Raw genomic sequence first — 23,034 nt, 5'->3', positions numbered from 1 at the left:
CGGGAACTCGAAGGCATGATCGTCTCCGCAACGTCGCAAACTTAGAAGAATCATTGCGCGAGACTTCAATAATGAGACGGCCCGTGGTCGGCGTGATCGGAAACGCCCATCGCATCGAAAATCGTTTCACAGTCCAGATGGTCGGGGAGCGCAACCTTCGCGCGGTTGCCGAGGTGTCGGGCGCGGTGCCGCTGATGTTCGCCGGCAGCCCCGAAATCACCGAGGTCAGTGCCTTGCTCGACGTGGTCGACGGCGTGGTGCTGACCGGGGCCCGCGCCAATGTTCATCCGACCCGCTTCAATACCGAACCTTGCGCCGCCCACGAGCCCTACGACATCCACCGCGACGACGTTGCGCTGGCGCTGTCGGAAGCCTGCGTCGCGCGCGGTGTGCCGATCTTCGGTATCTGCCGCGGCCTGCAGGAGATGAACGTCGCCTTCGGCGGCTCGCTGCATCCGGAGATCCGCGAGATTCCGGGCCGCATGAACCACCGGATGCCGCGGCTGGAGAACGGCGAGATCCATCCTGACCCGACCGTTGTGTTCGCCGACCGTCATGACGTCGCGCTGACGCCGGGCGGCGCGTTCGCAAAAATCCTCGGCCGGGAGACCATTCGAGTCAATTCGCTGCACGGCCAGGGCATCCTCGAGCCCGGCAAGCGCGTCGTGATCGAGGGCATCGCCGAGGACGGCACCATCGAGGCGATCCGCATCGCCGATGCGCCGGGTTTTGCGCTGGGTGTGCAGTGGCACGCCGAATACGATCCGCAGCGCAATCCGATCAACCGCGCCCTGTTCGAAGCCTTCGGCGACGCGCTGCGCGAACGGCGGCGGGCGGCGTAGGACGGTTTCACCGCCACCGTCCCTGCGCGTTAATCACGACGTCGTCTCCGAAAAACGCGCTGTCGTCCCTACGAAGGCAGGGACCATGCTCCGCGGCGGTTGTTGTGGAGGGGGACTCGTCGTTGCGGCACTGCTCAACAAGGACCGTCGGTGGTTATGGGTCCCTGCTTTCGCACTAGGGCATTTACACATCTCTTCGAGGCTAGAAAACCGACTCATCATCAAGGGGTTAGCTACTAGGCGAGAGCCGAAATCGGCGGGCGCAACCCTAGGACCGATCGACATTCATTGCATCCAGATCATTGCGGCAGCGAGATGGATGAAGCCGGTAAAGTTGTCAGATCGCCTGTCATAACGGGTTGCCAAGCGTCGGAAGTGTTTGAGCTGGCAAAAGCAGCGCTCGATGCGGTTGCGCTGTTTGTATGCGTCGGCGTCGTGCGGAATGATGATCCTGCGGGTGCGGTTTGACGGGATCACCGCCGTTGCGCCGATTTCCGCGATGATCGCACGCAGGGCGTTGCTGTCATAGGCCTTGTCGGCGAGCACGGCATCGCCGCTTTGGCCGTGGAGCAGTGCCGGCGCCTGGGTGATGTCATTAACTTGCCCAGCCGTGACGATGAAGCGGAGCGGACGGCCGAGCGCATCAGCCAGCATGTGGATCTTGGTGGTCAGTCCACCTCGGGAACGCCCCAGCGCCTGATCTTTGGCCCCCCTTTTCCGCTCGTCGCCTGCTGGTGGGCGCGAACGATGGTGCTGTCGATCATCAGATACTGGTTGTCGCGATCGGCGGTCAGAGCAGCGAACACGCACTCCCAGACGCCGGCATGGCACCAGCGGCTGAAGCGCTGATGCACCGTTTTCCACTTGCCGTACCGTTCCGGCAGGTCGCTCCAGTGTGCGCCCGATCGCAAAACCCACAAACATCCGTTGACGAACAGTCGATTGTCCGCAGCCGTACGTCCCGGGTCGCCAGCTTTCCCCGGCAGCAGTGGCGCAATCCTCGCCCATTGCGCCTCCGTCAGCTCATATCGTTTCGCCGCCACCATCTGCTCCGTGTCTCGAATCACGGAACTCTATGAATCAGCGATCAAACCGCTTGGGAATCCTGAATGTCGATCGGTCCTAGGGCAGATGAGTAAGCTCTCTGCGGTTTTCGGCCAACTCTTTGAGAAGACTCCGGAAAGACTGCGGAGGACATGTATATACGCTAGTGCTTTCGCAGGGACGACACCAAAGGTGTGGCGTCGCCTGTCCGTCGGGTCGGTTTGTCGAACCTCGGTTCGGGAAGCCATGAAAGACGCGGGGCTTTCCTTGGCCAATCGATGGGAGCCGAGCGGCAGGCGAGTAGATCGTTCCTAGAACTCAGGACGTCACGAAAGCAAAGTGTGTTGTCCCCGCAACGTCACAAGAGTTCCGTTGAGCATCGCACCTGTTGGGACTTCACTGTGTGGCAAATTCCCCGTTTAATAAAGGCGGACCTGAGGCAAAGATTTTACCACCAAGACGTTCATTTAAGATCAGGTTCAAGAGGCCGCTGACCAGCGCCAGCGGCCTCTTCGTGTTGCTTCATTGATCGCAAAGTGCAGGTACCGGCCGTTGCCGCGTCGACGGCACGCAGGAAGCAGCACGTCACGGCATTAGCGCACTGACCATGGCCATGCCGGCGGTTGCGGTTTGCTGGTGGCGTGCGGCCGCGTCGGGGTTGGCGCCGGTTTGCGCGCCTGGGCAACATCGGTCGACGGCCGCGGACGCGGCAGTGGTATTTCTGGGGCTACCGTTGGCTGTTCGGGGCTTACCTTTGGCTGTTCGGGGCTCACCTTCGGCTCTGCGGCGTTCGCAATGACACCGGCCAGCTGGTCCTGGCTTGCGTTGAGCCGCTCGGTGACCGTCTCGCTCTCGCGCGCCATCTGATCCTGGGTCGCCTTGATCTGGTCGATGATATCTTTGCTGCGTGCCATTTCTGCTTGGCTCGCCTCGAGTTGGCTTGCGACATTTTTATGGTCGCGGACCAATTGTTCTTGCCTCACCTCAAGCTGTTCGACCGCCTGCCTCAAGGCCGCGAGATCGCGCGCCATCGGTTGAAGCTGCTGCGCCAAGTCGGAAGAAAGTGCGGCGGCAGTCGGCGCAACGTCTTTCGGCGCGGCGTCTTTCGGCGGGGTTTGCGCAGGAGGTGAGGAGTGGCCAGGGGAGGCCACCATCGCCGTATCGCTGGGTGACGACCACCACCAAGCAGCGCCACCTATGCATGCTGCCAGCACGGAACCGACAATGGCCAGGTGGCGCCAATCCGCCAATCGATGAACCGCTTCTAGCGGCGCGTGAAACGCTTTCTTGCCGGTCGGCGGGCCGGAAGGGCTGACTCCTGCTTCGCGCGCGAGGTTCGAAAGCTGCTCTTCCAAGCTCACGAGCCGCCCTTCCGCGACCCTGTCATTCAGCATGGAATCCATTTTGTGCTCCGTAGCAAATGCAAAGTCACCCGCCTTGAGAGCAGATCCGCTCTTCGGCGCGCTAACATTCAACGGGACCCAGATCGGTATTTGCAGCTTAAGCCTACGAGGGATGAGGATGCGGCCTGCACGTCACATCGTCTCTCTTTTGTAAGCTCATCCTTCCTGAACTGTCCCGACGATTTTGGCCGAGATATTGTTCGTCCGCAATCGGGAACACCGCTTGCCACGGGGCGCTCGAGCTCGTGGATCGAGGTCCTGTTCGGCCGCCTCACGATGCGTCTCGCAGCCGAGGCACGTTACTTCGAGGTGTCGTAAGTCGGCGTTGAGAGCGTCGCCAAGCGCCGGCGAGGGCTGGGCTGGACCCAGAAACGTGGGAGTGGTCCATGTTTGGCGAGCGACCATGTCGGCATCCCGCCTGGCGCGTTCGGCCGACGGCTGACCACGGCGCCAAACATGCACTCCGGGGCCCTCCTGCAAATTCTCGGTATGTTGAGTTGTGCTGCCGGCGAGATGTACCGCTGGTCGACAGGTCGCAGCTATTCTTCCGGTATTGCGCGTGCGCCGGAATCGGCCTTCCTCCGTACTAATACGGATACGAAAGTGGCGGATTGCGGCGCCGGACTCGGCTAAGCAACAGGGATATTTGCTCCGGCGCCGACGACCCTTTCCGAATACTGCTTTTCCTTTTCCATTTTCGGGTGCAGCCGACACGAGGGGTTGGTCGGGATGAATTTGTCGGGCCGTCTGGCGATGGGGATGTTGTTTCCCGTCGCCGCGCTCCTGCTCGCGCTGGGCTTCATCCATGGCGTAACCTGGCCGGGCGTTCTGCTCGCGGGTGGCGCGGTTGCGGTGGTATTGATGACGGCTGAGGTGATTGCGAGATCGCTGTCCAGGACGCCCGCCCAGCTGGTGCGGGCGGCGGAGGCGCTGTCGCGCGGCCAGCAGGTCTCGCTCGGCTCAAGCGATGACGGCGAGACCGCTCAGCTCGCGGCGACGCTTGCCGAATTGTCGGCGCAGCTGGGCAGCAGGCAGCACCTGCTGGAGAAGACCGTCGAGAGCATCCGCGATCCGGTGGTGGTCGCCGACGAGCACGGGATGATCGTGATCGTCAACGCCGCGGCGCGACGGCTGTACAGTGTCGAACCCGGTTTTGATACCCTGACCGGCGTTCGCACCTTCCAGAACTATTATGCCGACGGCACCACCGTGATGCCGATCCCGGACACGCCGATGGCGCGTGCGCTGCGCGGCGATGACGTCGACGATTTCGAGCTGATCGTCAAACCGCAACCGCCGCAACCGGCCGTCTTCCTTGTCGTCAACGCGCGGCCGTTGCGCGACGATACCGGCAATCTGCGGGGCGCGGTCGCCGTACTGCACGACGTCACCGCGCAGCGTCGGGCACACCAGGCGCTGGTCGAGAGCGAGCAGATGGCGCAAGCCATCGTCAGGACCGCGCTCGACGCCTTCGTCCAGACCGACCAGGACGGCGTCATTCTCGACTGGAGCCCGCAGGCCGAGGTGCTGACCGGCTGGACGCGCTCCGAGGCGGTCGGTTATCGGGTGGTCGAACTGGTGTTTCCGGAGGAGCTGCGCCTCGCGCACCGGCAGCGGATCACCCGCTTCCTGCAGGAGACCGCGGCCGGCGGCATGGGCATGCGCTATGAAACGGCGTGCCTGCACCGCGACGGTCACCGGTTCTATGTCGAGGTGTCCCTCAACGCGCTGCGCCGCGGCGACGGCTGGATCATCAATTCCTTTGTCAGGGACGTCAGCCAGCGCCGTATTGCCGAGGAGCAGTTGATCCAGGCGCAGAAGTCGGAATCGCTGGGGCGGCTGACCGGCGGCATCGCGCACGACTTCAACAACATGCTGACCGTGATCACCGGCACGATCGAGATCCTCGCCGACGGCGTCAAGGACAACCCGCAACTCGCCGCAATCGCCAAGCTGATCAGCGATGCCGCCGATCGCGGCGCGCAGCTCACCTCGAGCCTCCTGGCATTCGCGCGCAAGCAACCGCTGCAGCCCGGCGAGACCGACGTCAACGACCTGGTCGGCGAGGTGGTCCGGCTGCTGTCGCAGACGCTCGGTTCGCAGACCGAGATCAGGACGGAGCTCGGCCGCAACGCCTGGCTCGCCTTCGTCGACCGCAGCCAGCTTGGTGCTGCGCTGGTCAATCTCGCCATCAATGCGCGCGATGCCATGCCTGACGGCGGCACGCTGAGCTTTGCGACCCGCAACATCCAGCTCGGGATTCCCGACGCCGTGGCGTGCGGCGTCGAGCGCGCCGGCGATCATCTCGTGATCGAGGTGACCGATACCGGCACCGGCATTTCGCCGACGCATCTGGAGAAGATCTTCGATCCGTTCTTTTCCACCAAGGAGGTCGGGCAGGGCGCCGGGCTTGGGCTCAGCATGGTGTTCGGCTTCGTCAAGCAAAGCGGCGGCGGGATCGAGGTCAAGAGCGAGCAGGGGCGCGGCACCATCTTCAGGATCTATCTGCCGAAGGCCGACGGCACCGCACAGCGCGCGGCGGAGGAGGACGATCTGCCCGTCAGGGGCGGTGACGAGACGATCCTGTGCGTCGAGGACGATCCTACGATCCGGGACTATGTCACGGGCCAGCTCGAAAGCCTCGGCTACAACGTGCTGGTCGCTGCGAACGCGGACGCCGCGCTCGAGATCGTCAAACGCGGCACCGCGTTCGACCTTCTGTTCACCGATATCGTGATGCCCGGCAGCATGAACGGCCGGCAATTGGCGGAGACGCTGATGGCCGGGCGCCCGGCACTGCGGGTGCTGTTCACCTCGGGTTACAGCGACGGCGTGCTGCCCGCACAGCAGGGGCGTGGCGGTCACGGCATTCCGCTGCTGACCAAGCCCTATCGGCGCGGCGAGCTGGCGCGGATGCTGCGGCGCTGCCTTGATCTTCAGGTCGACTTTCAGGGCGATCCGGTTCCGCAGCCTTATTCCGTGCAGCCCGATCTCGAACGCTTCCTGCGCGAGAATCCGCCCGCGAAAACGTAGACCGTGGCGTGACCTGGATGCCAACGGGTCCGCAACGCGTGGCCCGATGATAAACTGCGCGAAACCCATCATCCCTGATGTGGCCGCTATTTGATGGGTTTCGCTTCGCTCTACCCCTCCTACGCGTTAAGCTCCCGCGACAAAGGCGCGGCCGGTCAACGGCCCGATTTCAGGGAGTATGGAATGCAGGACCGCAAATGGTCGAGGCGCGACTGGCTCAAGGTGACGGCGGCCACCGCCGCCGGCATGGTATTCGCGGAGCCGCTGCGCGCGGCGGCGCCGCCGGCGGAAGCCGTGACGCCGGAGCTGATCGCAGCCGCCAAGAAGGAAGGCAAGATCTCGTTCTACAGCGCGCTGGAGCTGAACACGGCCGAGCGTCTCGCGCGTGACTTCGAGCAGAAATATCCCGGGATCAGCGTCCGCGTCGAGCGCTCGGGCGCGGAGCGTATCTTCCAGCGCATCGCACAGGAGCAGGGCAGCGGCATCAACGCCGTCGACGTCGCCAATTCCACAGATCCCGCGCATTACCTCGACTGGAAGAAGAACGACTGGCTCGCGGCCTATGTGCCGGAGGACGTCGCCAGGCATTTTCCGGCCGACCAGATCGATCCCGACGGCACCTCGGCGACATCCTGCGCCTGGTTCGAGGTAATCGGCTACAACACCGAGCAGGTGAAGCGTGAGGAGGCGCCGAAGAGCTACGCCGACCTGCTCGATCCCAAGTGGCGCGGCAAAATCGTCAAGGGCCACCCGAGCTATTCCGGCGCGATCATGACCGCGACCTTCGTGCTGGCACGCGACCTCGGCTGGCCGTATCTGGAGAAGCTGTCGCAGCAGCGCGTGATGCAGGTGCAGTCGGCGGCCGATCCGCCGAAGAAGATTCTGCTCGGCGAGCGCGCGGTGATGGCCGACGGTAACGACTACAACCTCGTGCTGGCCAAGGATCAGGGCAAGCCGGTCGAGGTGGTCTATCCGGCCGAGGGCGCGCCGCTGATCATCGTCCCGAGCGGCATCTTCAAGAACGCGCCGAACCCGAATGCGGCGCGGCTGTTCCAGAGCTACTTCTTCAGCGCCGAGACGCAGCAGATGCTGGCCGACGAATTCGCGCACCGCTCGTTCCACGCCAAGGTGAAGGAGAAGGCCGGTCACGTGCCGCTCGACAAACTGAAAATGCTCAAGGCCGATCCGGCCCAGGTGCAGGTGCAGTCGGAGGAGATCAAGGCGAGGTACGCGAAGCTGTTCCGGGTGTAGGTCAAGCTCCGTAGGATGGGTAGAGCGAAGCGAAACCCATCGCTTGTGCAGGGGGCGAGATGATGGGTTTCGCTGCGCTCTACCCATCCTACAGATCCAAGGCTACTAGCGTCGTTGCGAGCGAAGCGAAGCAATCCATCGGTCCGGATACGCGGAGAGATGAACTGCTTCGTCGCTTCAGCGCAAAATTGCTTTGCAATTTTGTCGCGAGCACCTCGCAATGACGCGGATAGTGCTCGGACAGTCCGGCGGCGCAGTGAGGGGTCGCGGTCGGCTAACCGCCCACTTCCGCGCTGAGCATCGGCCCGAACAGCTCCCATCGCTCGCCCCTGAGTCGTCTGAGCTGCATCTGCTTGATCGGCGCGAAATCGATCGGGCTGGTGTTCATCGTGATGCCGGGCAGCAGGTTGGTGGTGCGGAAGGCCTTCAGGTTGGCAGCCTGCTTCATGACGTTGGCGCGCGTGAGATCGTCGCCGCACTGCTTAAGCACCTGAACCAGCGTCTGAGCCGCATTGTACCCTGTCATAATCAGGCTGTCGGCCCGATTGCCTTCGGGGAAATATTTGGAGAGATATTCGTCGAACGCCTTCATGCCGGGATCGTCCTTCCATTGCGGATCGAGCGGATCCATCAGGTAGGCCACCGAAATGATGCCTTGTGCGTTCTCGAAGCCGGCAGGCTGGATCACGGCGCCGAGCGAGGAACCTACCGAGTTGAGGATGTGCAGCGGTTTCCAGCCGATCTCGGCCGCCTTCTTGATGGCCTGCGCCGCGAATTTCGGTGTGGCGATGTCGACGAATACGTCGGCATTCATCGATTTCATCTTGACGATGTGCGTGTCGATCGTCGGCTCGGCCACCTCATACGCATCCTCGATCACGATCATCGACGCCGCCTTGTCGCCGAGGCCGTCCTTCAGGCCCTTGAGATAGTCCTTTCCATAATCGTCGTTCTGGTAGAGGACCGCGATCCTGCCGCCCGGCTTTTCCTTCAGGATGTGCTTGGCGTAGATCCGTCCCTCGCTCTGATAACTGGGCTGCCAGCCCATGGTCCATGGGAAGCTTTGCGGATCGTTCCACTTGGTGGCACCGGTCTGAATGAACAGCTGCGGCACCTTCTTCACGTTCATGTATTTCTGAATCGCGCCGTTGGATGCCGTGCCGAGAGAGGCGAAGATCAGCAAGACCTCGTCGCCTTCGACCAGCTTGCGCGCCTGCTCGACCGTCTTCGGCGGACTGTAGCTGTCGTCGTAGGAGATGAAGTTGATCTTGCGGCCATTGATGCCGCCCTCGGCGTTGATCTTGCGGAAATAGGCCGCCTGGGCCCGGCCGCTGGTGCCGTAGGCGGATGCCGGCCCGCTATACGGCATGATGTTGCCGATCTTGATTTCGGTATCGGTTACGCCGGTGTCGTATTTCTTCTGGGCGAATGCGCTGCCAGCACAGACAGCGAGAATGGTGATGGCGGTCGAAAGCGCCGCCATTCGTCGAGCGACGAAAGACATCTCGTTTCTCCCCATGCAGAAAAATGAATGTGTGTTTTATCGGAGGCCGCTTTCGGGTCCTTGCCGGCAGTGAACACCCGAGCCCAGGCGTTGTCGATCCCGGAAACACAACCTTGTGTGCGGTTCGCATCACGTCATCAGGTTCGTCAGCGTTGCTGACCGTAGTCTTCCGGGGCTTCCCGCGATCAGGCCGCGCGCATCGATCGTTGCGCGCGATAGGCCTGCGGCGATGTCAGCGTGAGCTTGCGGAAGGCCTTTCGAAAGCTGCTCTCGTCCTCATAGCCGGTGGCGCGGGCGATCGCCTTGATCGGCTGCGCCGTTGTTTCCAATAGCGTGCGGGCGTGCTCGACGCGGCGGCGCATAATGAAGGCCTGCGGCGGCTCGTGGGTCAGTTCGCGGAAGCGGCGGTTCAGTGTGCGTTCGCTGAGGCCGAGCGCATGCGCGAGGCCGCGCACCGTGATCGGGGTCTTGCCGGTGCGGCGCACCAGCATGTCCGCCTTGATCAGCAGCGGGTCCTGGCCGAGCATGTAGCCGAGCGGCATGAAGATCGCCTGGGTGCGCTGCGCGGTGTCGATCACCGCATAGTCGGCGCAAATTTTTGCGACCTCCGCGCCTTCGACGAGCTCGATCAGCCGCAGCAACAGATCGACCCACGACATCGGGCCAGCGGCGCAGACCAGGCGATCGGCCTGCGTGATCACGGCATCACCGGCGAGATCGACCTTGGGATGGCGGCGGCGCAGCTCGCTCTGCAGCCACCACGTGATGGTGGCGCGGCGGCCGTCGAGCAGGCCGGCATTGGCGAGCAGCAGCACGCCGCTGCAGAATGCGCCGATCAGCCGGCCGCTGGCATGCTGCCGGCGCAGCCAGGCGCCAGCACGGTCATATTGCGGTTGCAGGCGCTCGGCGGTGAGATGATCGACCAGGCTGCCCGGCACGATGATCGCGTCGCACGCCGTCCGCCTGCCCACCGCACCATCGACGGCGAGCAACTTGCCGCCGCCGGCTCGCACCGCCTTGCCGTCGAGCGAGAGCGTCTGCCAGCTGAAGCGCGCCTTGCCGCCGCGCAGCTGCATCACGTGGTTGGCGAGGGTGAGGATGTCGGCGATGCCGGCGACCGCCGATTGCATGCAGCCTTCCAGCGCGAGGATCGCAAGCTTCATGGGACCTCCGGAATTTGCCGTCATGCTAGCCGATCAGCGCGATCGGGCGGTGGCAGATATTGCCCGATCTCTGTCCGATCGGCCACTGCCTGATTGTGCCGTGCCGGTCCATCTTCGCTGCGTTGTCACACCCTCAGCAATGGAGAGAGACCATGCCTTACGTCACCATTTCCACCGTCCGCGGCATCTTCGATGTCGCGCAGAAGCAGGCGCTGCTGGAGCGCGTCACCGATCTCATAGTCGAGATCGAGGGGCAGGGTAACCCGGACTTCCGCCGCAACGTCTGGGTCAAGATCGAGGAGGGCGAGCCGGCGAGCTGGTCGCTCGGCGGCATGATTCCGACGCCGGACATGATCGCCGGCACCTTCGGCGCGCTCGACGCCGGCGGACGGCGGCTCGCCAAGGCGAAGGTGTAACTGCCCTGCGTAGGATGGGTAGAGCGAAGCGAAACCCATCATCTCAAGGCTTGCACCGGTGCGATGGGTTTCGCTTCGCTCTACCCATCCTACGCACCGTTCTCACCCAAAAACAAAAGGCGCTTCCGGTGGAAGCGCCTTTCGCTTGTCGTCGGTGCCGTAAGATTTACAGCGAGTAGTACATCTCGAATTCCACCGGGTGCGGGGTCATTTCGAAACGCGCGACCTCGGTCATCTTCAGCTCGATATAGGCGTCGATGAAGTCGTCGTCGAACACGCCGCCGTTCTTGAGGAACGCGCGGTCCTTGTCGAGGCTCTCGAGCGCCTCGCGGAGCGAGCCGCAGACGGTCGGGATCTGCTTCAGCTCTTCCTTCGGCAGATCGTAGAGGTCCTTGTCCATCGCCGGACCCGGATCGATCTTGTTCTTGATGCCGTCAAGACCGGCCATCAGCATCGCGGCGAAGCCGAGATAGGGGTTGGCCATCGGGTCGGGGAAACGCACCTCGACGCGCTTGGCCTTCGGGTTCGCGGTGTAGGGGATGCGGCAGGCCGCCGAGCGGTTGCGCGCGGAATAGGCGAGCAGCACGGGGGCTTCATAGCCCGGCACCAGACGCTTGTAGGAGTTGGTCGACGGGTTGGTGAACGCGTTGATCGCCTTGGCGTGCTTGATGACGCCGCCGATGTAGTGCAGGCAGGTCTCCGACAGGTCGGCGTATTTGTTGCCGGCGAAGGTCGGCTTGCCGTCCTTCCAGATGGACTGATGCACATGCATGCCCGAGCCGTTGTCGCCGTAGACCGGCTTTGGCATGAAGGTGGCGGTCTTGCCGTAGATGTGGGCGACCTGGTGGATGCAGTACTTGTAGATCTGCATATGGTCGGCCATCAGCGTCAGCGTGTCGAACTTCATGCCGAGCTCGTGCTGAGCCGAGGCCACCTCGTGGTGATGCTTTTCGACCTTGACGCCCATCTTGGCCATCGCGCCGAGCATCTCGGAGCGCATGTCCTGCACCGAGTCCTGCGGCGGCACCGGGAAGTAGCCGGCCTTGGTGCGGATGCGGTGGCCGAGGTTGCCGCCCTCATATTCGGTCGCCGAGTTGATCGGCAGCTCGGAGGAGTCGAGGCGGAAGCCGGTGTTGTATGGTTCGGCCGAATAGCGCACGTCGTCGAACACGAAGAACTCGGCCTCGGGGCCGACGAACACGGTGTCGCCCACGCCCATCGACTTCACCATCGCCTCGGCCTTCTTGGCGATGCCGCGGGGGTCGCGGTTGTAGGGCTCGCCGGTGGTCGGCTCGAGCACGTCGCAGGTGATGACCATGGTGGTCTCGGCGAAGAACGGGTCGATCGTCGCGGTGACCGGGTCGGGCATCAGGCACATGTCGGATTCATTGATCGCCTTCCAGCCGGCGATCGACGAGCCGTCGAACATCGTTCCCTCGGCGAAGATGTCATCGTCGATCATGCTGACGTCGAAGGTGACGTGCTGCCACTTGCCGCGCGGATCGGTGAAGCGCAGGTCGACGTATTTGACGTCGTTGTCCTTGATCGATTTCAGGACGTCTTTGGCGGTCTTCATGAATACCCCTTATGGATGTGCGGGTCGGTTTCCAGCGGAGAGCGACGTTATTCCCGCTTTTGGCGAGTTCGTGTGACTACACAAACGAAATCAGGCTGCCGAAGCAGCCTTTTTTCTCTTTTGCCGTCGGAAAATCCGGATAGCACCGCCCTTAAATAGCGTCCAGCCCGGATTCGCCGGTCCGGATGCGGATGGCTTCCTCGATGTTGGAGACGAAGATCTTGCCGTCGCCGATCCTGCCAGTCTGCGCCGCGCGGCGGATCGCGTCGATCGCCTTCTCGACCAGGTCGTCGCCGATCACGATCTCGATCTTCACCTTGGGCAGGAAGTCGACGATGTATTCCGCACCGCGATAGAGTTCGGCATGGCCCTTCTGGCGGCCAAATCCCTTGGCCTCGGTGACGGTGATGCCTTGCAGTCCGACTTCCTGGAGCGCTTCTTTCACCTCGTCGAGCTTGAAGGGCTTGATGATGGCTTCAATCTTCTTCACTGAGCGCCTCCCGGGCATTGCAGATTGCAGGGTCGAGTTCGATGCGCGTGGGGCGCAGTCTGGTTGGTCTTAAGGCTTCCGGCCGGTAGCCGGAAACACGCGCAATGGTCGCATGAAGCGGCCTTGCGCGCGGCTTCCTCAAAAGCAGGGTCTATGCCAAGTTGTTAAGGTCCCCGATTTCAGAATGTTATCAGCCTTTTAACAGGCAATCGGCTGATATCGAACCACATGGGCTATGATATCCGAGCCTAACAAATAGGCAAATAGATCGATCCGTATGCAGTCGGCCAGTAGAAACCCCGCGAACGTCACAGGAATTGCCTCTCGAAAAGGCGAAGCGATTGAGGATTCGGCATGGACGTTCTGACCACGACCGAGATGGAGCGCGCTGACCGGCTGACCATCGCAGCCGGAACGCCGGGCTTCGCGCTGATGATGAGCGCGGGCCAGGCCGTCGCGGAAGCCGCGATGGACCTGGTCGAGGAGGGGCCGATCGTGGTGGTCGCCGGCCGCGGCAACAATGGCGGCGACGGCTTTGTCGCTGCCGCCGAGCTTGCCGCGCGCGGCCGCGAGGTCTCGGTGATCCTGCTCTGCGAGCGCGACAGCCTGCAGGGCGACGCGGCGCTGGCGGCGAAGGGCTGGAAATATCCGGTGCTGCCGTTCAACCCGCAGGCGCTCGGCAAGCCGGCGCTGATCGTCGACGCGCTGTTCGGTGCCGGCCTCAACCGGCCGGTAAAGGGCGATCCGCTGGAGATGATCGCGGCGATCAATGCCAACGGTACGCCGGTGCTGGCGGTCGACCTGCCGAGCGGCATCAACGGCACATTGGGCGCGGTGATGGGAGCGGCCGTGCAGGCCACCGAGACCGTCACCTTCTTCCGCAAGAAGCCCGCGCATCTGTTGCTGCCGGGCCGGATGTATTGCGGCCGGGTGCGCGTCGCCGACATCGGTATCGCCGCGCAGGTGCTCGACGAGATCAAGCCGCTGACCGCGGAGAATGCGCCGGAGGCCTGGCGATGGTCGTTTCCGGTACCGCGGATCGACGGCCACAAATACGCGCGGGGGCACGCCGTCGTGGTGTCGGGCGATCTCGCCTCGACCGGGGCGGCACGGCTCGCCGCGCGCGCCGCGCTGCGCGCCGGCGCCGGCCTCGTGACGCTGGCCTCGCCGCGCGACGCGCTTGCCGTCAACGCTGCGGCGCTGACTGCGGTGATGGTGCGCGCGGTTGACAACCCGATCCAGTTCGCCGAGTTGCTTGGCGACAAGCGCCTCAATGCCTGCGTGATCGGTCCTGGCGCCGGGGTCAGCGCGCGGACCCGTGACTTCGTCCACACCGCGCTGTCGGCGCAGCGGCATCTGGTTCTCGACGCCGACGCGCTGACCAGCTTTGCCGGCGCGCCGGACCGGCTGTTCGAGGCGATCAAGTCGAGCGCCGGTCAGCAGGTGGTGCTGACGCCGCATGAGGGCGAGTTTCCGCGGCTGTTCAGCGATATTTCCAACAAGCATCCCGGCCGCTCCAAGCTCGAGCGCGTGCGCGCGGCGGCCGAGCGCTCCGGCGCGGTGGTGCTGCTAAAAGGCGCCGACACGGTGATCGCGTCTCCCGACGGCCGCGCCACCGTCGCCGCCAACGCGCCGCCGTGGCTCGCCACCGCCGGCGCCGGCGACGTGCTGTCGGGCATCATCGCGGGTTTCCTGGCCCAGGGCGTCGCGGCCTTCGAGGCGGCCAGCATCGGCGTCTGGATGCACGGCGAGAGCGCGAGCGAGGCGGGCCCCGGCCTGATCGCGGAAGATCTCACCGAAGTGCTGCCCGCCGTGTTCCGCCGTCTCTATGACGAGTTCGGGATTGAGTATTAGGCGGCTCGTGCTGGCCGACATGGATGTTGCCGCGCGCGTGCATCGCGCGGCATTCGATCAGGCGCTGCCGCGGCTCGCCGGCCTGCACACGCCCGGCATTGATCGGATGATCTGAACAACTGGTTAGATATTTGCGTTTCTGCGATCGATCCGGCTGGCCTATACGATTCAAAACCGTCGCCTCTCGCCCGGAACAGCCAGATGAATGCACCGACCAGCCTGCTTTCGACCGCCTCACGGATCGCCGCCGCTCCGGCTCACGGGAGCGTCGACCCCGCGTCCTATCGCGCGGCGATGCGTCACCACGCCGGCGCGGTGACGATCCTGTCGGCGGGCGGGCCGGGCGACAGAACGGGGATGACGGCGACGTCGGTCTGTTCGCTGTCGGACACGCCGCCGCGGCTGATCGCCTGCGTCAACCGCTCGGCGAGCGCGCATGGCCTGATCCGGCGCACCGCTGCGTTCGGCGTCAACATGCTGCACGCCGACCAGGCCGAGCTGGCCAATGTGTTCGCCGGCCGCCGCGGCATCGAGCGGGACGATCGCTTTTCCGACGCCGACGGCTGGCTGTCGCTGGCCACGGGCGCGCCGATCCTTAAGGATGCGCTGATCGGGCTCGACTGCGAGCTGATCGACGAGCATGCGCACGACACGCATTCGATCTTCGTCGGCGCGGTCCGCGCGATGCATCTGCGTGAGGGGGAGACGCCGCTGATCTATTTTGGTGGCGCGTTCTGCGGGTTGGCCCGGCGGACCTAAGGGCGCGGCTTGAGGAATTTGTGAATCACTGATGTCAGCGCGCCGGCAGCCGGCGAGAACGATTGTCCGCGCAACGAGACGATGCAGACGGTGCGCTCCAGCGTCGGATTGACGATCGGTAGCGCCTGCATCGTCTTCCTGACCGGCCGCGGCAAGGCGACCTTCGGCAGGATGCCGACGCCGAGACCGGCGCCGGCCAGCGCGGCCAGCGTGTAGCTGTGCTCGACCTCGAACTTGATCTTCATCTGCAGATTGCGCGTGGCGAGCGCGCGCTCCAGCATCGAGCGCAGCGCCGCCGATTTTGAGTTGAGCAGGATCGGATAGGCGGACAGTTCGGTTAGGTCGACAGCGCTGCGCTTGCGAAACGGAAACGCTCTTGTCGCCAGCGCATAGATCGGGTCGTTGAACAGCGGCGCGAACTGAAACTCGGTCGAGCCGTCCGTCTCCGGCCCGATGCCGAAATCCGCCTCGCGCCGGCGCAGGCAGTCCAGCATGTCCTCGGCCGCAAGCTCGCGCAGATTGATGTTGATGCCGGGATAGCTCGCCTGGAAGGCGTGCAGGGCCTGCGGCAGAATGGTCGCGGCAATGGTCGGGACGCAGGCCAGCGACAGTGTCCCGCGCTGGATGTCGATGACCTCACGGATCTCGCGCAGGCCGTTCTCCCATTCGCCGAGCGCGCGCCGCGCATGCGTCAGCAGTTGCAGTCCCTCCGCGGTCAGCTCGACGCGCCGCGTCGTGCGATGAAACAGCGCGGCGCCGACCTGGTCCTCCAGCAGCTTGATCTGCATGCTGACCGCGGATTGCGAGCGGTTGAGCTGCTCGGAGGCCTGGCGAAAGCTCTTGTTCTCGGCGACCGCGATGAACATGTGCAGCAGCTTGAAATTGATCTGCGACATCGTTTTTGCCCTGCAGGGATTGTCCCAAAGAACTGAACAGTTCTTAAGATAATCTCGTTAGAAAGATCAGTGTCGGACATCTAGCATGATTGTTGTTGGCCCCGGGAGACGATCCTGCGGCGCGATGCAGAAAAGATGCTCCAGAAAAGACGCTCCGATGTCCTTCACCGTCACCAAGCCGCGCACGCGCCGCGTCCAGCGTTCCGAACTCGCGGTTCCCGCGACCTCGACCCATTTCTTCGAACGCGCAGCGAGTAGCGCGGCCGATTTCATCTTCCTGGATCTGGAGGACGCGGTTGCGCCGCCGCGAAAGCCCGAGGCGCGCGAGATCGCGATCGAGGCGCTGAACCGGATCGACTGGGGCAACAAGACGCTGGCGGTGCGCATCAATGGCCTCGACACCGAATGGGCGCATCGCGACATCATCGAGATCGTCAGCCGCGCGCCGCGCCTCGACCTCGTCATGGTGCCGAAGGTCGGCACCGCATTCGACGTCCGTTTCGTCGAGGCGCTGCTGACGGGGCTCGAGCGCGAGTTCCCGCGCGCAAGGCCGCTGGGCATCGAGATCCTGATCGAGACCACGCTCGGGCTCGCCAATGTCGAGGACATCGTGCAGGCGTCGGAGCGGTTGGAAGCGGTCATCTTTGGCATCGGCGATTACTCGATTGATCTACGCACCTGCGGCGAGATCATCGGCGCCTCCGATCCGCGCTATGCCGTGCTCACCGATGCGGACGAGGGCGGTGCGCGCCGGATGCACTGGAACGACCAGTGGCACTTCGCGCTCGCCCGCATCGCCAATGCCTGCCGCGCCCACGGCCTGCGTGCGATCGACGGCCCCTTTGCCAATTTCGGCGATGCCGCAGGTTTTCGCGCCAGCGCGGCGCGAGCGGCCGCGCTCGGCTTCGAGGGCAAATGGGCGATCCATCCGTCGCAGCTCGAGACCGCCAACGAGGTGTTCTCGCCGACCGCACGTGAGATCGGCTGGGCGCGCGAGATCACGGCCAAGATCCAGTCCGCCAGCGCCGGCGGCGACGGCGCTTTCGGGCAGGACGGCGTGCTGATCGATCTTGCGGTGCTCAAGCGCGCGCAGGCGATCATCGACCGCCATGACGCAATTCTGGCGGCGGGCAGGCAGGGAGCGCGCGATGTCGCATGAGCCACCGCTGGCCGGAATTCGCGTGCTCGACATCGCGACCTTCGTGGCGGCGCCGTTCTGCGGGACAGTGCTGTCCGACTTCGGCGCCGAGGTGATCAAGATCGAGCAGCCAGGCACAGGCGATCCCTTGCGCCGGTTCGGCACGCCGAGCGAATGCGGCGACACCTATGTCTGGCTCAGCGAGGCCCGCAACAAGAAGTCGGTGACGCTCGATCTGCGCAGCGAGCGTGGCGCCGCGCTGTTTCGCGAGCTGGTCCGCCAATCCGACGTGGTGCTGGAGAACTTCCGGCCTGGCACGCTGGAGAAATGGGGGCTCGGCTTCGAGGCGCTACGCGAGATCAACCCAAAACTCGTGATGCTGCGCATCAGCGCCTATGGGCAGGACGGCCCCTTGCGTGACAAGCCGGGCTTTGCCCGGATCGCGCACGGCTTCAGCGGGCTCGCTTATCTTGCCGGCGAGGCGGGACGGGCGCCGGTGATGCCGGGATCGACCTCGCTCGCCGATTACATTTCCGGGCTATGGGGCGCCCTCGGCGTGCTGCTGGCGCTGCGCCATGCCGAAGCCACCGGACACGGGCAGGTGGTCGATATCGGGCTCTATGAATCGGTGTTTCGGCTGCTCGACGAGATGGCGACTGTGTTCGCCAAGACCGGTTTCGTCCGCGAACGCCTCGGTGCCGACACCGTCAATGTCGTGCCGCACAGCCATTACCAGACCGCCGACGGCAAATGGGTGGCGCTGGCCTGTTCGAGCGACAAGATGTTCGAGCGCCTGGCGCAGGCGATGCAGCGCCCCGAACTCGCGGCCGACCCGCGCTATGCGGCCATGGCCGGCCGCCTGGCGCGGCGCGAGGAGGTTAACGGGATGGTCGCCGACTGGATCGGCTCCAAGCCGCTGGAGACGGCGCTTGCCGAGTGCGAGCGCTACGACGTGCCCTGCGGGCCGATCTACAGCATCAGTGACATCTTCGCCGACCCGCAGTACCGCGCCCGCGGCAACATCGCCGAGGTGCCCTCGCGCGCCGGGCCGATTGCGGTGCCGAGCGCGATCCCAAAAATGTCGCGCACGCCGCCGCAGTTCAAGCATGCCGGCGTCGCGCTCGGCGCGCACACCGACGAAGTCCTGACCTCACTTGCCGGCGCAACCGCGGCGGCGCTCGCCGCGCTGCGCAGCGACGGGGTGATCTGACATGCCCCAATTCTCCCGCGGCCACGAAGGAACCACGCCATGACCAGGCAGATGAAATTGATCGGCTTCCTGCAGGCCCAGAATTGCTCGAACTATCCGGCCTCCTGGCGCCATCCCGACTCGAAGCCGAACTGGTTCTCGCGCGACTATTACCAGGAGATCGGGCGCACGCTGGAGCACGGCAAGTTCCATCTTGCCTTCTTCGACGACCGGCTCGCGATCCCCGATCGCTTCGGCGACGATTTCCGCGAGACCATCCGCCACGGCGTGCGCGCGGCGAAGCTCGATCCGGTCTCGGTTGCGCTCACGATGGGATTGGCGACCGAGCGGCTTGGCATCGGCGTGACCTATTCGACCACCTATTACGAGCCGTTCCACGTCGCGCGGGTGTTCGCGACGATGGACCTGCTGCTGAACGGCCGCGCCGCCTGGAACGTGGTGACCTCGCTGAACGACTCCGAGGCGGCGAATTTCGGCGCCTCGCAGCATCTCAGCCACGATTTGCGCTACGACCGCGCGGACGAGTTCATGGAGGTCGTGCTCGGCCACTGGAACAGCTGGGAGGACGGCGCGGTCAGCTTCGACCGCGAGAGCGGGCTGTTCGCCGACCCGGCCAAGGTGCACCGGCTCGACCATCACGGGCAGTTCTTCCGCTCGCGCGGCCCGTTCACGGTGCCGCGCTCGCCGCAGGGCCATCCGGTGATCATTCAGGCCGGCCAGAGCGGCCGCGGCAAGACCTTTGCGGCGCGCTGGGGCGAATTGATCTTCGTGATCTATCCCAATCTCGACATTGCGAAGAAGCAGTATGCGGACCTCAAGGGAACGCTGGCCAAGACGGGCAGGGACATCAGCATCGCGCCGGCGGTCTATCCTGTTGTCGCCGAGACCCAGGCCGAGGCCGAGGACAAGTTCGCGGCGATCAGCCGGCTCGCCAAGCCGATCGATGCGCTGACGCTGTTGTCGGAGGTGTTGAACTACGATTTCGCGGCCAAGCCGATGGACGAGCCGTTCACATCGGATGAGCTGGCCTCGATCAGCGGGCTGCAAGCAATCCGCGACCGCGTGATGAATCTCAGCGGCAAGCCCAATCCGACACCGCGGGACTTCGTGCAGTTCAGCGGGCGCGGGACGCTCGCTGAACTACCGACCTTCGTCGGCTCGCCCAAGGCGGTCGCCGATCAGATGGAGCGCTGGTTCTGCGAAGGCGGCTGCGACGGCTTTGTCGTCGCAGCCACCCATGTGCCCGGAACCTACCAGGACTTCGTGCGCCTCGTCGTGCCCGAGCTGCAACGGCGCGGCCTGTTCCAGCGCGAGTATCAGGGCGACACGTTGCGCGAGAACCTCGGCCTGCCGCGGCCGCAAGCCATGCATGCGAGCGCAGACGAGGAGACGCGCGTCTCGACCAGATAGCGCGGGCACAAAAATCGGCGCGGACAACGATCAAAACAAAATCAAAATCAGGGAGGCTGAAGTGACCAAGGGCGTTAACGCGGGGGGCCGGCTCGACAGATTGCCGATCTCAAGGTTTCACTACCGGATCTTCGCGCTGATCGGAGCCGGGCTGTTCGTCGACGGCTTCGAGATCTTCTTCGCCGGCAGCATTCTCGGCGCACTGGTTCAGTCCGGCTATTCGGACCTCGCGCAGAATGCGCGCTTCATCTCGGCGACCTTTGTAGGGATGCTGATCGGTGCCTGGCTGGCGGGCGTCGCCGGCGACCGCTTCGGCCGCAAGTTCGCCTATCAGGCCAACCTCCTGATCTTCGGCCTCAGCGCGCTGGCGGCAACGCTCGCGCCGTCGATGAGCTGGCTGATCGGGGCCCGCTTCGTGATGGGCCTCGGGCTCGGCGCCGAGATCGTCGTCGGCTATGTCGTGCTCAGCGAATTCATCCCGCCGCAGCAGCGCGGCCGCTGGGGCGCGGCGCTCGCGACCTGCACCAATGGTGCGCTGTTCGTCGCGACGCTGGTCGGCTGGGTCGTCATTCCGCACCTCGGCTGGCGCTGGATGTTTGCGCTGTGCGGCATTGGCGCGATGATCGTCTGGTTCCTGCGGCGCTCGCTGCCGGAATCGCCACGTTGGCTCGAGACGCAGGGCAAGAGCGCCGAGGCGGAGGCGGTGCTGGCGGCGATCGAGCAGGAGGTCGGCAAGGGTAGGACCCTGCCGACCCCGGCCTATCAGCCGGCGCCGGTACAGCCGGACGTTCGCTTTACGCGCCTGTTCTCGCGCGCACTGATCGCGCGGACCATCGTCGGCTGCCTGATCCTGATCGGGCTCAACACCGCGGTCTACGGCTTCATCGCCTGGATCCCGACCTTCTTCGTCAAGCAGGGCATCAACCTGTCGTCATCGCTCGGCTACACCATGCTGATGACGCTCGGCAGCCCGCTCGGCACGCTGTCGGGCATGTGGATCGGCGAGAAGATCGACCGCAAGCCGTCGCTGATCGTGCTGTCGCTCGCCGCGGCCGGGCTCGGGCTGATCTATCCGATGTTCATCAACCCGGTCGCCTTCGTCGTGATCGGCTTCCTGCTCGTGTTCACGGTGGCGGTGATGCTGGCGCTGGCCTGGGGGCTTTACATCCCCGAACTGTTCCCGACCGAGCTCAGGATGCGCGGATCCGGCATCTGCAACACCGCCGGTCGCCTGATGTCGATCGTGACGCCGTTCATCGTGGTCGAGCTGTTCATCAGGTTCGGCGTCACCGGCGTCGTCTCTGTGGTGGCCGGGCTCCTGGTGGTGCAGGCGATCGCGGTTGCGGTGCTCGGCATCGAGACCCGCAAGCGTCCGCTGGAGGCATTGCGGCCGGAGGCGATGGACAGCGAAGCGTCATCGGCGCAGGCGCGCGGCAAGCTGCAACCGAGCCCCGGCGGGATTGCCGGAGGCGGGGAGTAGGCGTCGGGCCAAAGGCCCCGGTCGAAAACGGCCGCGTTACAGCGCCCGCACTGTGCTCAGATGCGGGCGCTCGACGCTGACCTCAGGTCGATTTCATTCCGCTGCTGAAATCAGCGCGGTTTGGCTCACCCGCGTCTCGCCCTTGAGATTGTCGACGGTGACGTGTGTGTCGTACCAGGTCAGCCGCGGCCGGACTCCGAACCGTCCGGTGAGCTCGACGATCTTGGCCTCGGTAAACCATGCCTCGGCCGCCTCTCGGCTCTCCCAGAGATAGACGCCGCCGGTACCGGCCTCTCCATTGAGATAGTCTTTGCGGATCAGCCCCTTTGTTGCGAGCTTTCGGTAAATGGGGGCGGTGCCCATGCCACCCCTGATGGCCTGTTCTTCAGTTCGTTTCGGAAGGTCGAATTGAACGACGACGATACACTGTGCCATCCCTGTTCTCCGATCTGAGCCACATGGTGCCAGATTCGCTCGGCGGCACGCCGATCAACTCCGACACTACAGGATTTATCCGACGCTTGTCCCGAATTGACGGGTTCCGTTTCGCAATTTCGATGCGAATTGATGTGATCGCCATGGGCTCGACGACATCAGGCCGTTGGGTAGGCCAGAAGGTGGGCGGGGCGCTGCTGTTGACCTCATGTCGCGTTTTAACGAGACTGTTGCTGGGCGCCCCGCGATGGCGGGGCTAGGGCCCTCAACATTCTCTCGGATCCTCCAGAAACCTCTCGTGAGTGGCAGGCAGAACAATTTCCTCGCTCAGGCGCTGCAACAAGGCGCCTTGGCGTTGCGGGCGCAGCAGTTTGCTCAGGCCGAGCAGATTGCGACGAACCTCCTGAAATCAAACCGCACGGACAGACACGCCGCGCTTCTTCTGGCGCATGCCCTGATGGGGCAGAACCGGGGCGGCGAGGCGATCGCAACGCTCGAGCGGGTTGCGCGTCGCATCGACGATGGAGAGGTCGAGACTTTGCTCGGCGCGCTGATGTGCGGCGCGGGCCGCGTCGCCGACGGCATCGCACAGCTTCGGCGCACGGCGGCACGCCGCCCGCCATATTTTCCGTCCTTTCAGGAACTCGCCGGGCAGCTTGCCAAGGCCGGTCAACACGACGAAGCGATCAGCACGATCGAGGCCGGTCTCGCGCTGGCCCCTGAGAGCGTCGACCTGCAGCTCGCTCTCGGGCGCCTGTTGCAGGAGACCAATGACGTCGCGCGGGCTGCAAGCGTCCTGACGGCGGCACGTGATGCTGCGCCGGGACGCCCCGACATTCTCAACCAGCTCGGGCGGGTCCTGATCCTCCGTGGCGACTACGCCGCAGCCGCGGATGCGTTCCGCCGCGTGCTCGCGCAATACCCGGATGATCGCTCAACCCGCGCCCACCTCGCCACCTGCCTTTTCGAGCAGGGGGAGCGCGATGCTGCCGAGGCAGCGCTGCGCTCGGTGATGCGCGGTCAGCCCCAGCTGTTTGGACGCGCGGCATTCGTCATGGCCTCGGGATCTCATGGCCGCTTCTTCTTCTCCCAGAGCGCCGCTGCGAAGTTCCTCGGCGGGGAGTGAGATT

General features: G+C 64.4%; 19 protein-coding genes and 1 pseudogene. 12 read left to right on the top strand and 8 right to left on the bottom strand.

Annotated features, from left to right (window positions below; translation table 11 throughout):
- Window positions 1-71 precede the first annotated feature (71 nt).
- Window positions 72-842 (top strand): gamma-glutamyl-gamma-aminobutyrate hydrolase family protein, encoded by a 771-nt coding sequence (locus tag ACVI1L_RS36360; protein WP_057020651.1) that lies wholly within the window; start codon window positions 72-74, stop codon window positions 840-842.
- Between the two features lie 285 nt (window positions 843-1,127).
- On the opposite strand, the pseudogene ACVI1L_RS36355 reads toward ACVI1L_RS36360, so the two are convergent.
- Together ACVI1L_RS36355 and ACVI1L_RS36350 are read right to left on the bottom strand one after the other, a co-directional pair.
- Window positions 1,128-1,888, bottom strand: a pseudogene (locus tag ACVI1L_RS36355) (IS5 family transposase).
- Window positions 1,889-2,479: 591 nt separating this feature from the next.
- Window positions 2,480-3,289 carry a hypothetical protein gene (locus ACVI1L_RS36350; RefSeq protein ID WP_229192711.1) on the bottom strand — a complete coding sequence of 270 codons (810 nt, stop codon included), beginning with the start codon at window positions 3,287-3,289 and terminating at the stop codon, window positions 2,480-2,482.
- Between the two features lie 759 nt (window positions 3,290-4,048).
- Here ACVI1L_RS36350 and ACVI1L_RS36345 point away from each other — a divergent pair.
- Together ACVI1L_RS36345 and ACVI1L_RS36340 are read left to right on the top strand one after the other, a co-directional pair.
- Entirely contained in the window at window positions 4,049-6,322 is a 2,274-nt protein-coding gene (locus ACVI1L_RS36345; protein ID WP_456785060.1) for a PAS domain S-box protein, read from the top strand.
- Between the two features lie 183 nt (window positions 6,323-6,505).
- Window positions 6,506-7,573: an ABC transporter substrate-binding protein gene (locus ACVI1L_RS36340; RefSeq protein WP_076825313.1), complete on the top strand. Its 1,068-nt coding sequence runs from the start codon at window positions 6,506-6,508 to the stop codon at window positions 7,571-7,573.
- Window positions 7,574-7,847: 274 nt separating this feature from the next.
- Here ACVI1L_RS36340 and ACVI1L_RS36335 read toward each other — a convergent pair whose 3' ends face one another.
- Window positions 7,848-9,077, bottom strand: a complete 1,230-nt coding sequence (locus ACVI1L_RS36335) for an ABC transporter substrate-binding protein (RefSeq protein ID WP_168855917.1) — start codon at window positions 9,075-9,077, stop codon at window positions 7,848-7,850.
- 185 nt (window positions 9,078-9,262) lie between these two features.
- Window positions 9,263-10,240: a GlxA family transcriptional regulator gene (locus ACVI1L_RS36330; protein WP_168855916.1), complete on the bottom strand. Its 978-nt coding sequence runs from the start codon at window positions 10,238-10,240 to the stop codon at window positions 9,263-9,265.
- Window positions 10,241-10,392: 152 nt separating this feature from the next.
- Between ACVI1L_RS36330 and ACVI1L_RS36325 the strand changes: the two genes are divergently transcribed.
- Complete coding sequence (locus tag ACVI1L_RS36325; protein WP_076825319.1) at window positions 10,393-10,656, top strand: tautomerase family protein; 264 nt, start codon at window positions 10,393-10,395, stop codon at window positions 10,654-10,656.
- Between the two features lie 166 nt (window positions 10,657-10,822).
- Here ACVI1L_RS36325 and glnA read toward each other — a convergent pair whose 3' ends face one another.
- Both glnA and ACVI1L_RS36315 read right to left on the bottom strand, forming a co-directional pair.
- Entirely contained in the window at window positions 10,823-12,232 is a 1,410-nt protein-coding gene (gene glnA / locus ACVI1L_RS36320; RefSeq protein WP_028333940.1) for a type I glutamate--ammonia ligase, read from the bottom strand.
- Between the two features lie 151 nt (window positions 12,233-12,383).
- On the bottom strand, window positions 12,384-12,722 hold the full coding sequence (locus ACVI1L_RS36315; protein WP_011441447.1) for a P-II family nitrogen regulator: 339 nt from the start codon (window positions 12,720-12,722) through the stop codon (window positions 12,384-12,386).
- 354 nt (window positions 12,723-13,076) lie between these two features.
- Between ACVI1L_RS36315 and ACVI1L_RS36310 the strand changes: the two genes are divergently transcribed.
- From ACVI1L_RS36310 to ACVI1L_RS36300, 3 genes are all read left to right on the top strand, one after another.
- On the top strand, window positions 13,077-14,576 hold the full coding sequence (locus ACVI1L_RS36310; RefSeq protein ID WP_456785059.1) for an NAD(P)H-hydrate dehydratase: 1,500 nt from the start codon (window positions 13,077-13,079) through the stop codon (window positions 14,574-14,576).
- Window positions 14,566-14,691: a hypothetical protein gene (locus ACVI1L_RS36305; protein WP_309145028.1), complete on the top strand. Its 126-nt coding sequence runs from the start codon at window positions 14,566-14,568 to the stop codon at window positions 14,689-14,691. The genes ACVI1L_RS36310 and ACVI1L_RS36305 overlap by 11 nt, the downstream gene beginning before the upstream one ends.
- 86 nt (window positions 14,692-14,777) lie before the next feature.
- Entirely contained in the window at window positions 14,778-15,335 is a 558-nt protein-coding gene (locus ACVI1L_RS36300) for a flavin reductase family protein (protein ID WP_456785058.1), read from the top strand.
- Here the strand turns inward: ACVI1L_RS36300 and ACVI1L_RS36295 are convergent.
- Window positions 15,332-16,231, bottom strand: coding sequence for a LysR family transcriptional regulator (locus tag ACVI1L_RS36295; RefSeq protein WP_057016444.1), 900 nt, complete (start codon window positions 16,229-16,231; stop codon window positions 15,332-15,334). The genes ACVI1L_RS36300 and ACVI1L_RS36295 overlap by 4 nt on opposite strands.
- A gap of 157 nt (window positions 16,232-16,388) precedes the next feature.
- Here ACVI1L_RS36295 and ACVI1L_RS36290 point away from each other — a divergent pair, with 157 nt between their 5' ends.
- The 4 genes from ACVI1L_RS36290 to ACVI1L_RS36275 all read left to right on the top strand — a co-directional run bounded on the left by ACVI1L_RS36290 (window position 16,389) and on the right by ACVI1L_RS36275 (window position 21,469).
- On the top strand, window positions 16,389-17,390 hold the full coding sequence (locus ACVI1L_RS36290) for an HpcH/HpaI aldolase/citrate lyase family protein (protein ID WP_076825325.1): 1,002 nt from the start codon (window positions 16,389-16,391) through the stop codon (window positions 17,388-17,390).
- A complete protein-coding gene (locus ACVI1L_RS36285; protein ID WP_456785057.1) occupies window positions 17,380-18,579 on the top strand; it encodes a CaiB/BaiF CoA transferase family protein in 1,200 nt (399 codons plus the stop codon). Before ACVI1L_RS36290 ends, ACVI1L_RS36285 begins: the two co-directional genes overlap by 11 nt.
- A 39-nt stretch (window positions 18,580-18,618) precedes the next feature.
- Window positions 18,619-19,989: an LLM class flavin-dependent oxidoreductase gene (locus ACVI1L_RS36280; protein WP_456785056.1), complete on the top strand. Its 1,371-nt coding sequence runs from the start codon at window positions 18,619-18,621 to the stop codon at window positions 19,987-19,989.
- Window positions 19,990-20,050: 61 nt separating this feature from the next.
- A complete protein-coding gene (locus ACVI1L_RS36275) occupies window positions 20,051-21,469 on the top strand; it encodes an MFS transporter (protein WP_456785055.1) in 1,419 nt (472 codons plus the stop codon).
- Window positions 21,470-21,562: 93 nt separating this feature from the next.
- Here ACVI1L_RS36275 and ACVI1L_RS36270 read toward each other — a convergent pair whose 3' ends face one another.
- Window positions 21,563-21,904, bottom strand: coding sequence for a hypothetical protein (locus ACVI1L_RS36270; RefSeq protein WP_063790074.1), 342 nt, complete (start codon window positions 21,902-21,904; stop codon window positions 21,563-21,565).
- A gap of 349 nt (window positions 21,905-22,253) precedes the next feature.
- Between ACVI1L_RS36270 and ACVI1L_RS36265 the strand changes: the two genes are divergently transcribed.
- A complete protein-coding gene (locus ACVI1L_RS36265; RefSeq protein ID WP_456785054.1) occupies window positions 22,254-23,030 on the top strand; it encodes a tetratricopeptide repeat protein in 777 nt (258 codons plus the stop codon).
- Window positions 23,031-23,034 lie beyond the last annotated feature (4 nt).

This window comes from Bradyrhizobium sp. USDA 4516, assembly GCF_054055915.1.
This window is presented reverse-complemented; position numbering and strand designations above follow the sequence as displayed.

Coding starts and splice junctions, on each gene's coding strand:
- ACVI1L_RS36290 (WP_076825325.1), top strand. CDS start 16,389: ATGTCCTTCACCGTCACCAAGCCGCGCACGCGCCGCGTCCAGCGTTCC.
- ACVI1L_RS36300 (WP_456785058.1), top strand. CDS start 14,778: ATGAATGCACCGACCAGCCTGCTTTCGACCGCCTCACGGATCGCCGCC.
- ACVI1L_RS36360 (WP_057020651.1), top strand. CDS start 72: ATGAGACGGCCCGTGGTCGGCGTGATCGGAAACGCCCATCGCATCGAA.
- ACVI1L_RS36345 (WP_456785060.1), top strand. CDS start 4,049: ATGTTGTTTCCCGTCGCCGCGCTCCTGCTCGCGCTGGGCTTCATCCAT.
- ACVI1L_RS36335 (WP_168855917.1), bottom strand. CDS start 9,077: ATGTCTTTCGTCGCTCGACGAATGGCGGCGCTTTCGACCGCCATCACC.
- ACVI1L_RS36280 (WP_456785056.1), top strand. CDS start 18,619: ATGACCAGGCAGATGAAATTGATCGGCTTCCTGCAGGCCCAGAATTGC.
- ACVI1L_RS36340 (WP_076825313.1), top strand. CDS start 6,506: ATGCAGGACCGCAAATGGTCGAGGCGCGACTGGCTCAAGGTGACGGCG.
- ACVI1L_RS36270 (WP_063790074.1), bottom strand. CDS start 21,904: ATGGCACAGTGTATCGTCGTCGTTCAATTCGACCTTCCGAAACGAACT.
- ACVI1L_RS36310 (WP_456785059.1), top strand. CDS start 13,077: ATGGACGTTCTGACCACGACCGAGATGGAGCGCGCTGACCGGCTGACC.
- ACVI1L_RS36350 (WP_229192711.1), bottom strand. CDS start 3,289: ATGGATTCCATGCTGAATGACAGGGTCGCGGAAGGGCGGCTCGTGAGC.
- ACVI1L_RS36330 (WP_168855916.1), bottom strand. CDS start 10,240: ATGAAGCTTGCGATCCTCGCGCTGGAAGGCTGCATGCAATCGGCGGTC.
- ACVI1L_RS36325 (WP_076825319.1), top strand. CDS start 10,393: ATGCCTTACGTCACCATTTCCACCGTCCGCGGCATCTTCGATGTCGCG.
- ACVI1L_RS36285 (WP_456785057.1), top strand. CDS start 17,380: ATGTCGCATGAGCCACCGCTGGCCGGAATTCGCGTGCTCGACATCGCG.
- ACVI1L_RS36295 (WP_057016444.1), bottom strand. CDS start 16,231: ATGTCGCAGATCAATTTCAAGCTGCTGCACATGTTCATCGCGGTCGCC.
- glnA (WP_028333940.1), bottom strand. CDS start 12,232: ATGAAGACCGCCAAAGACGTCCTGAAATCGATCAAGGACAACGACGTC.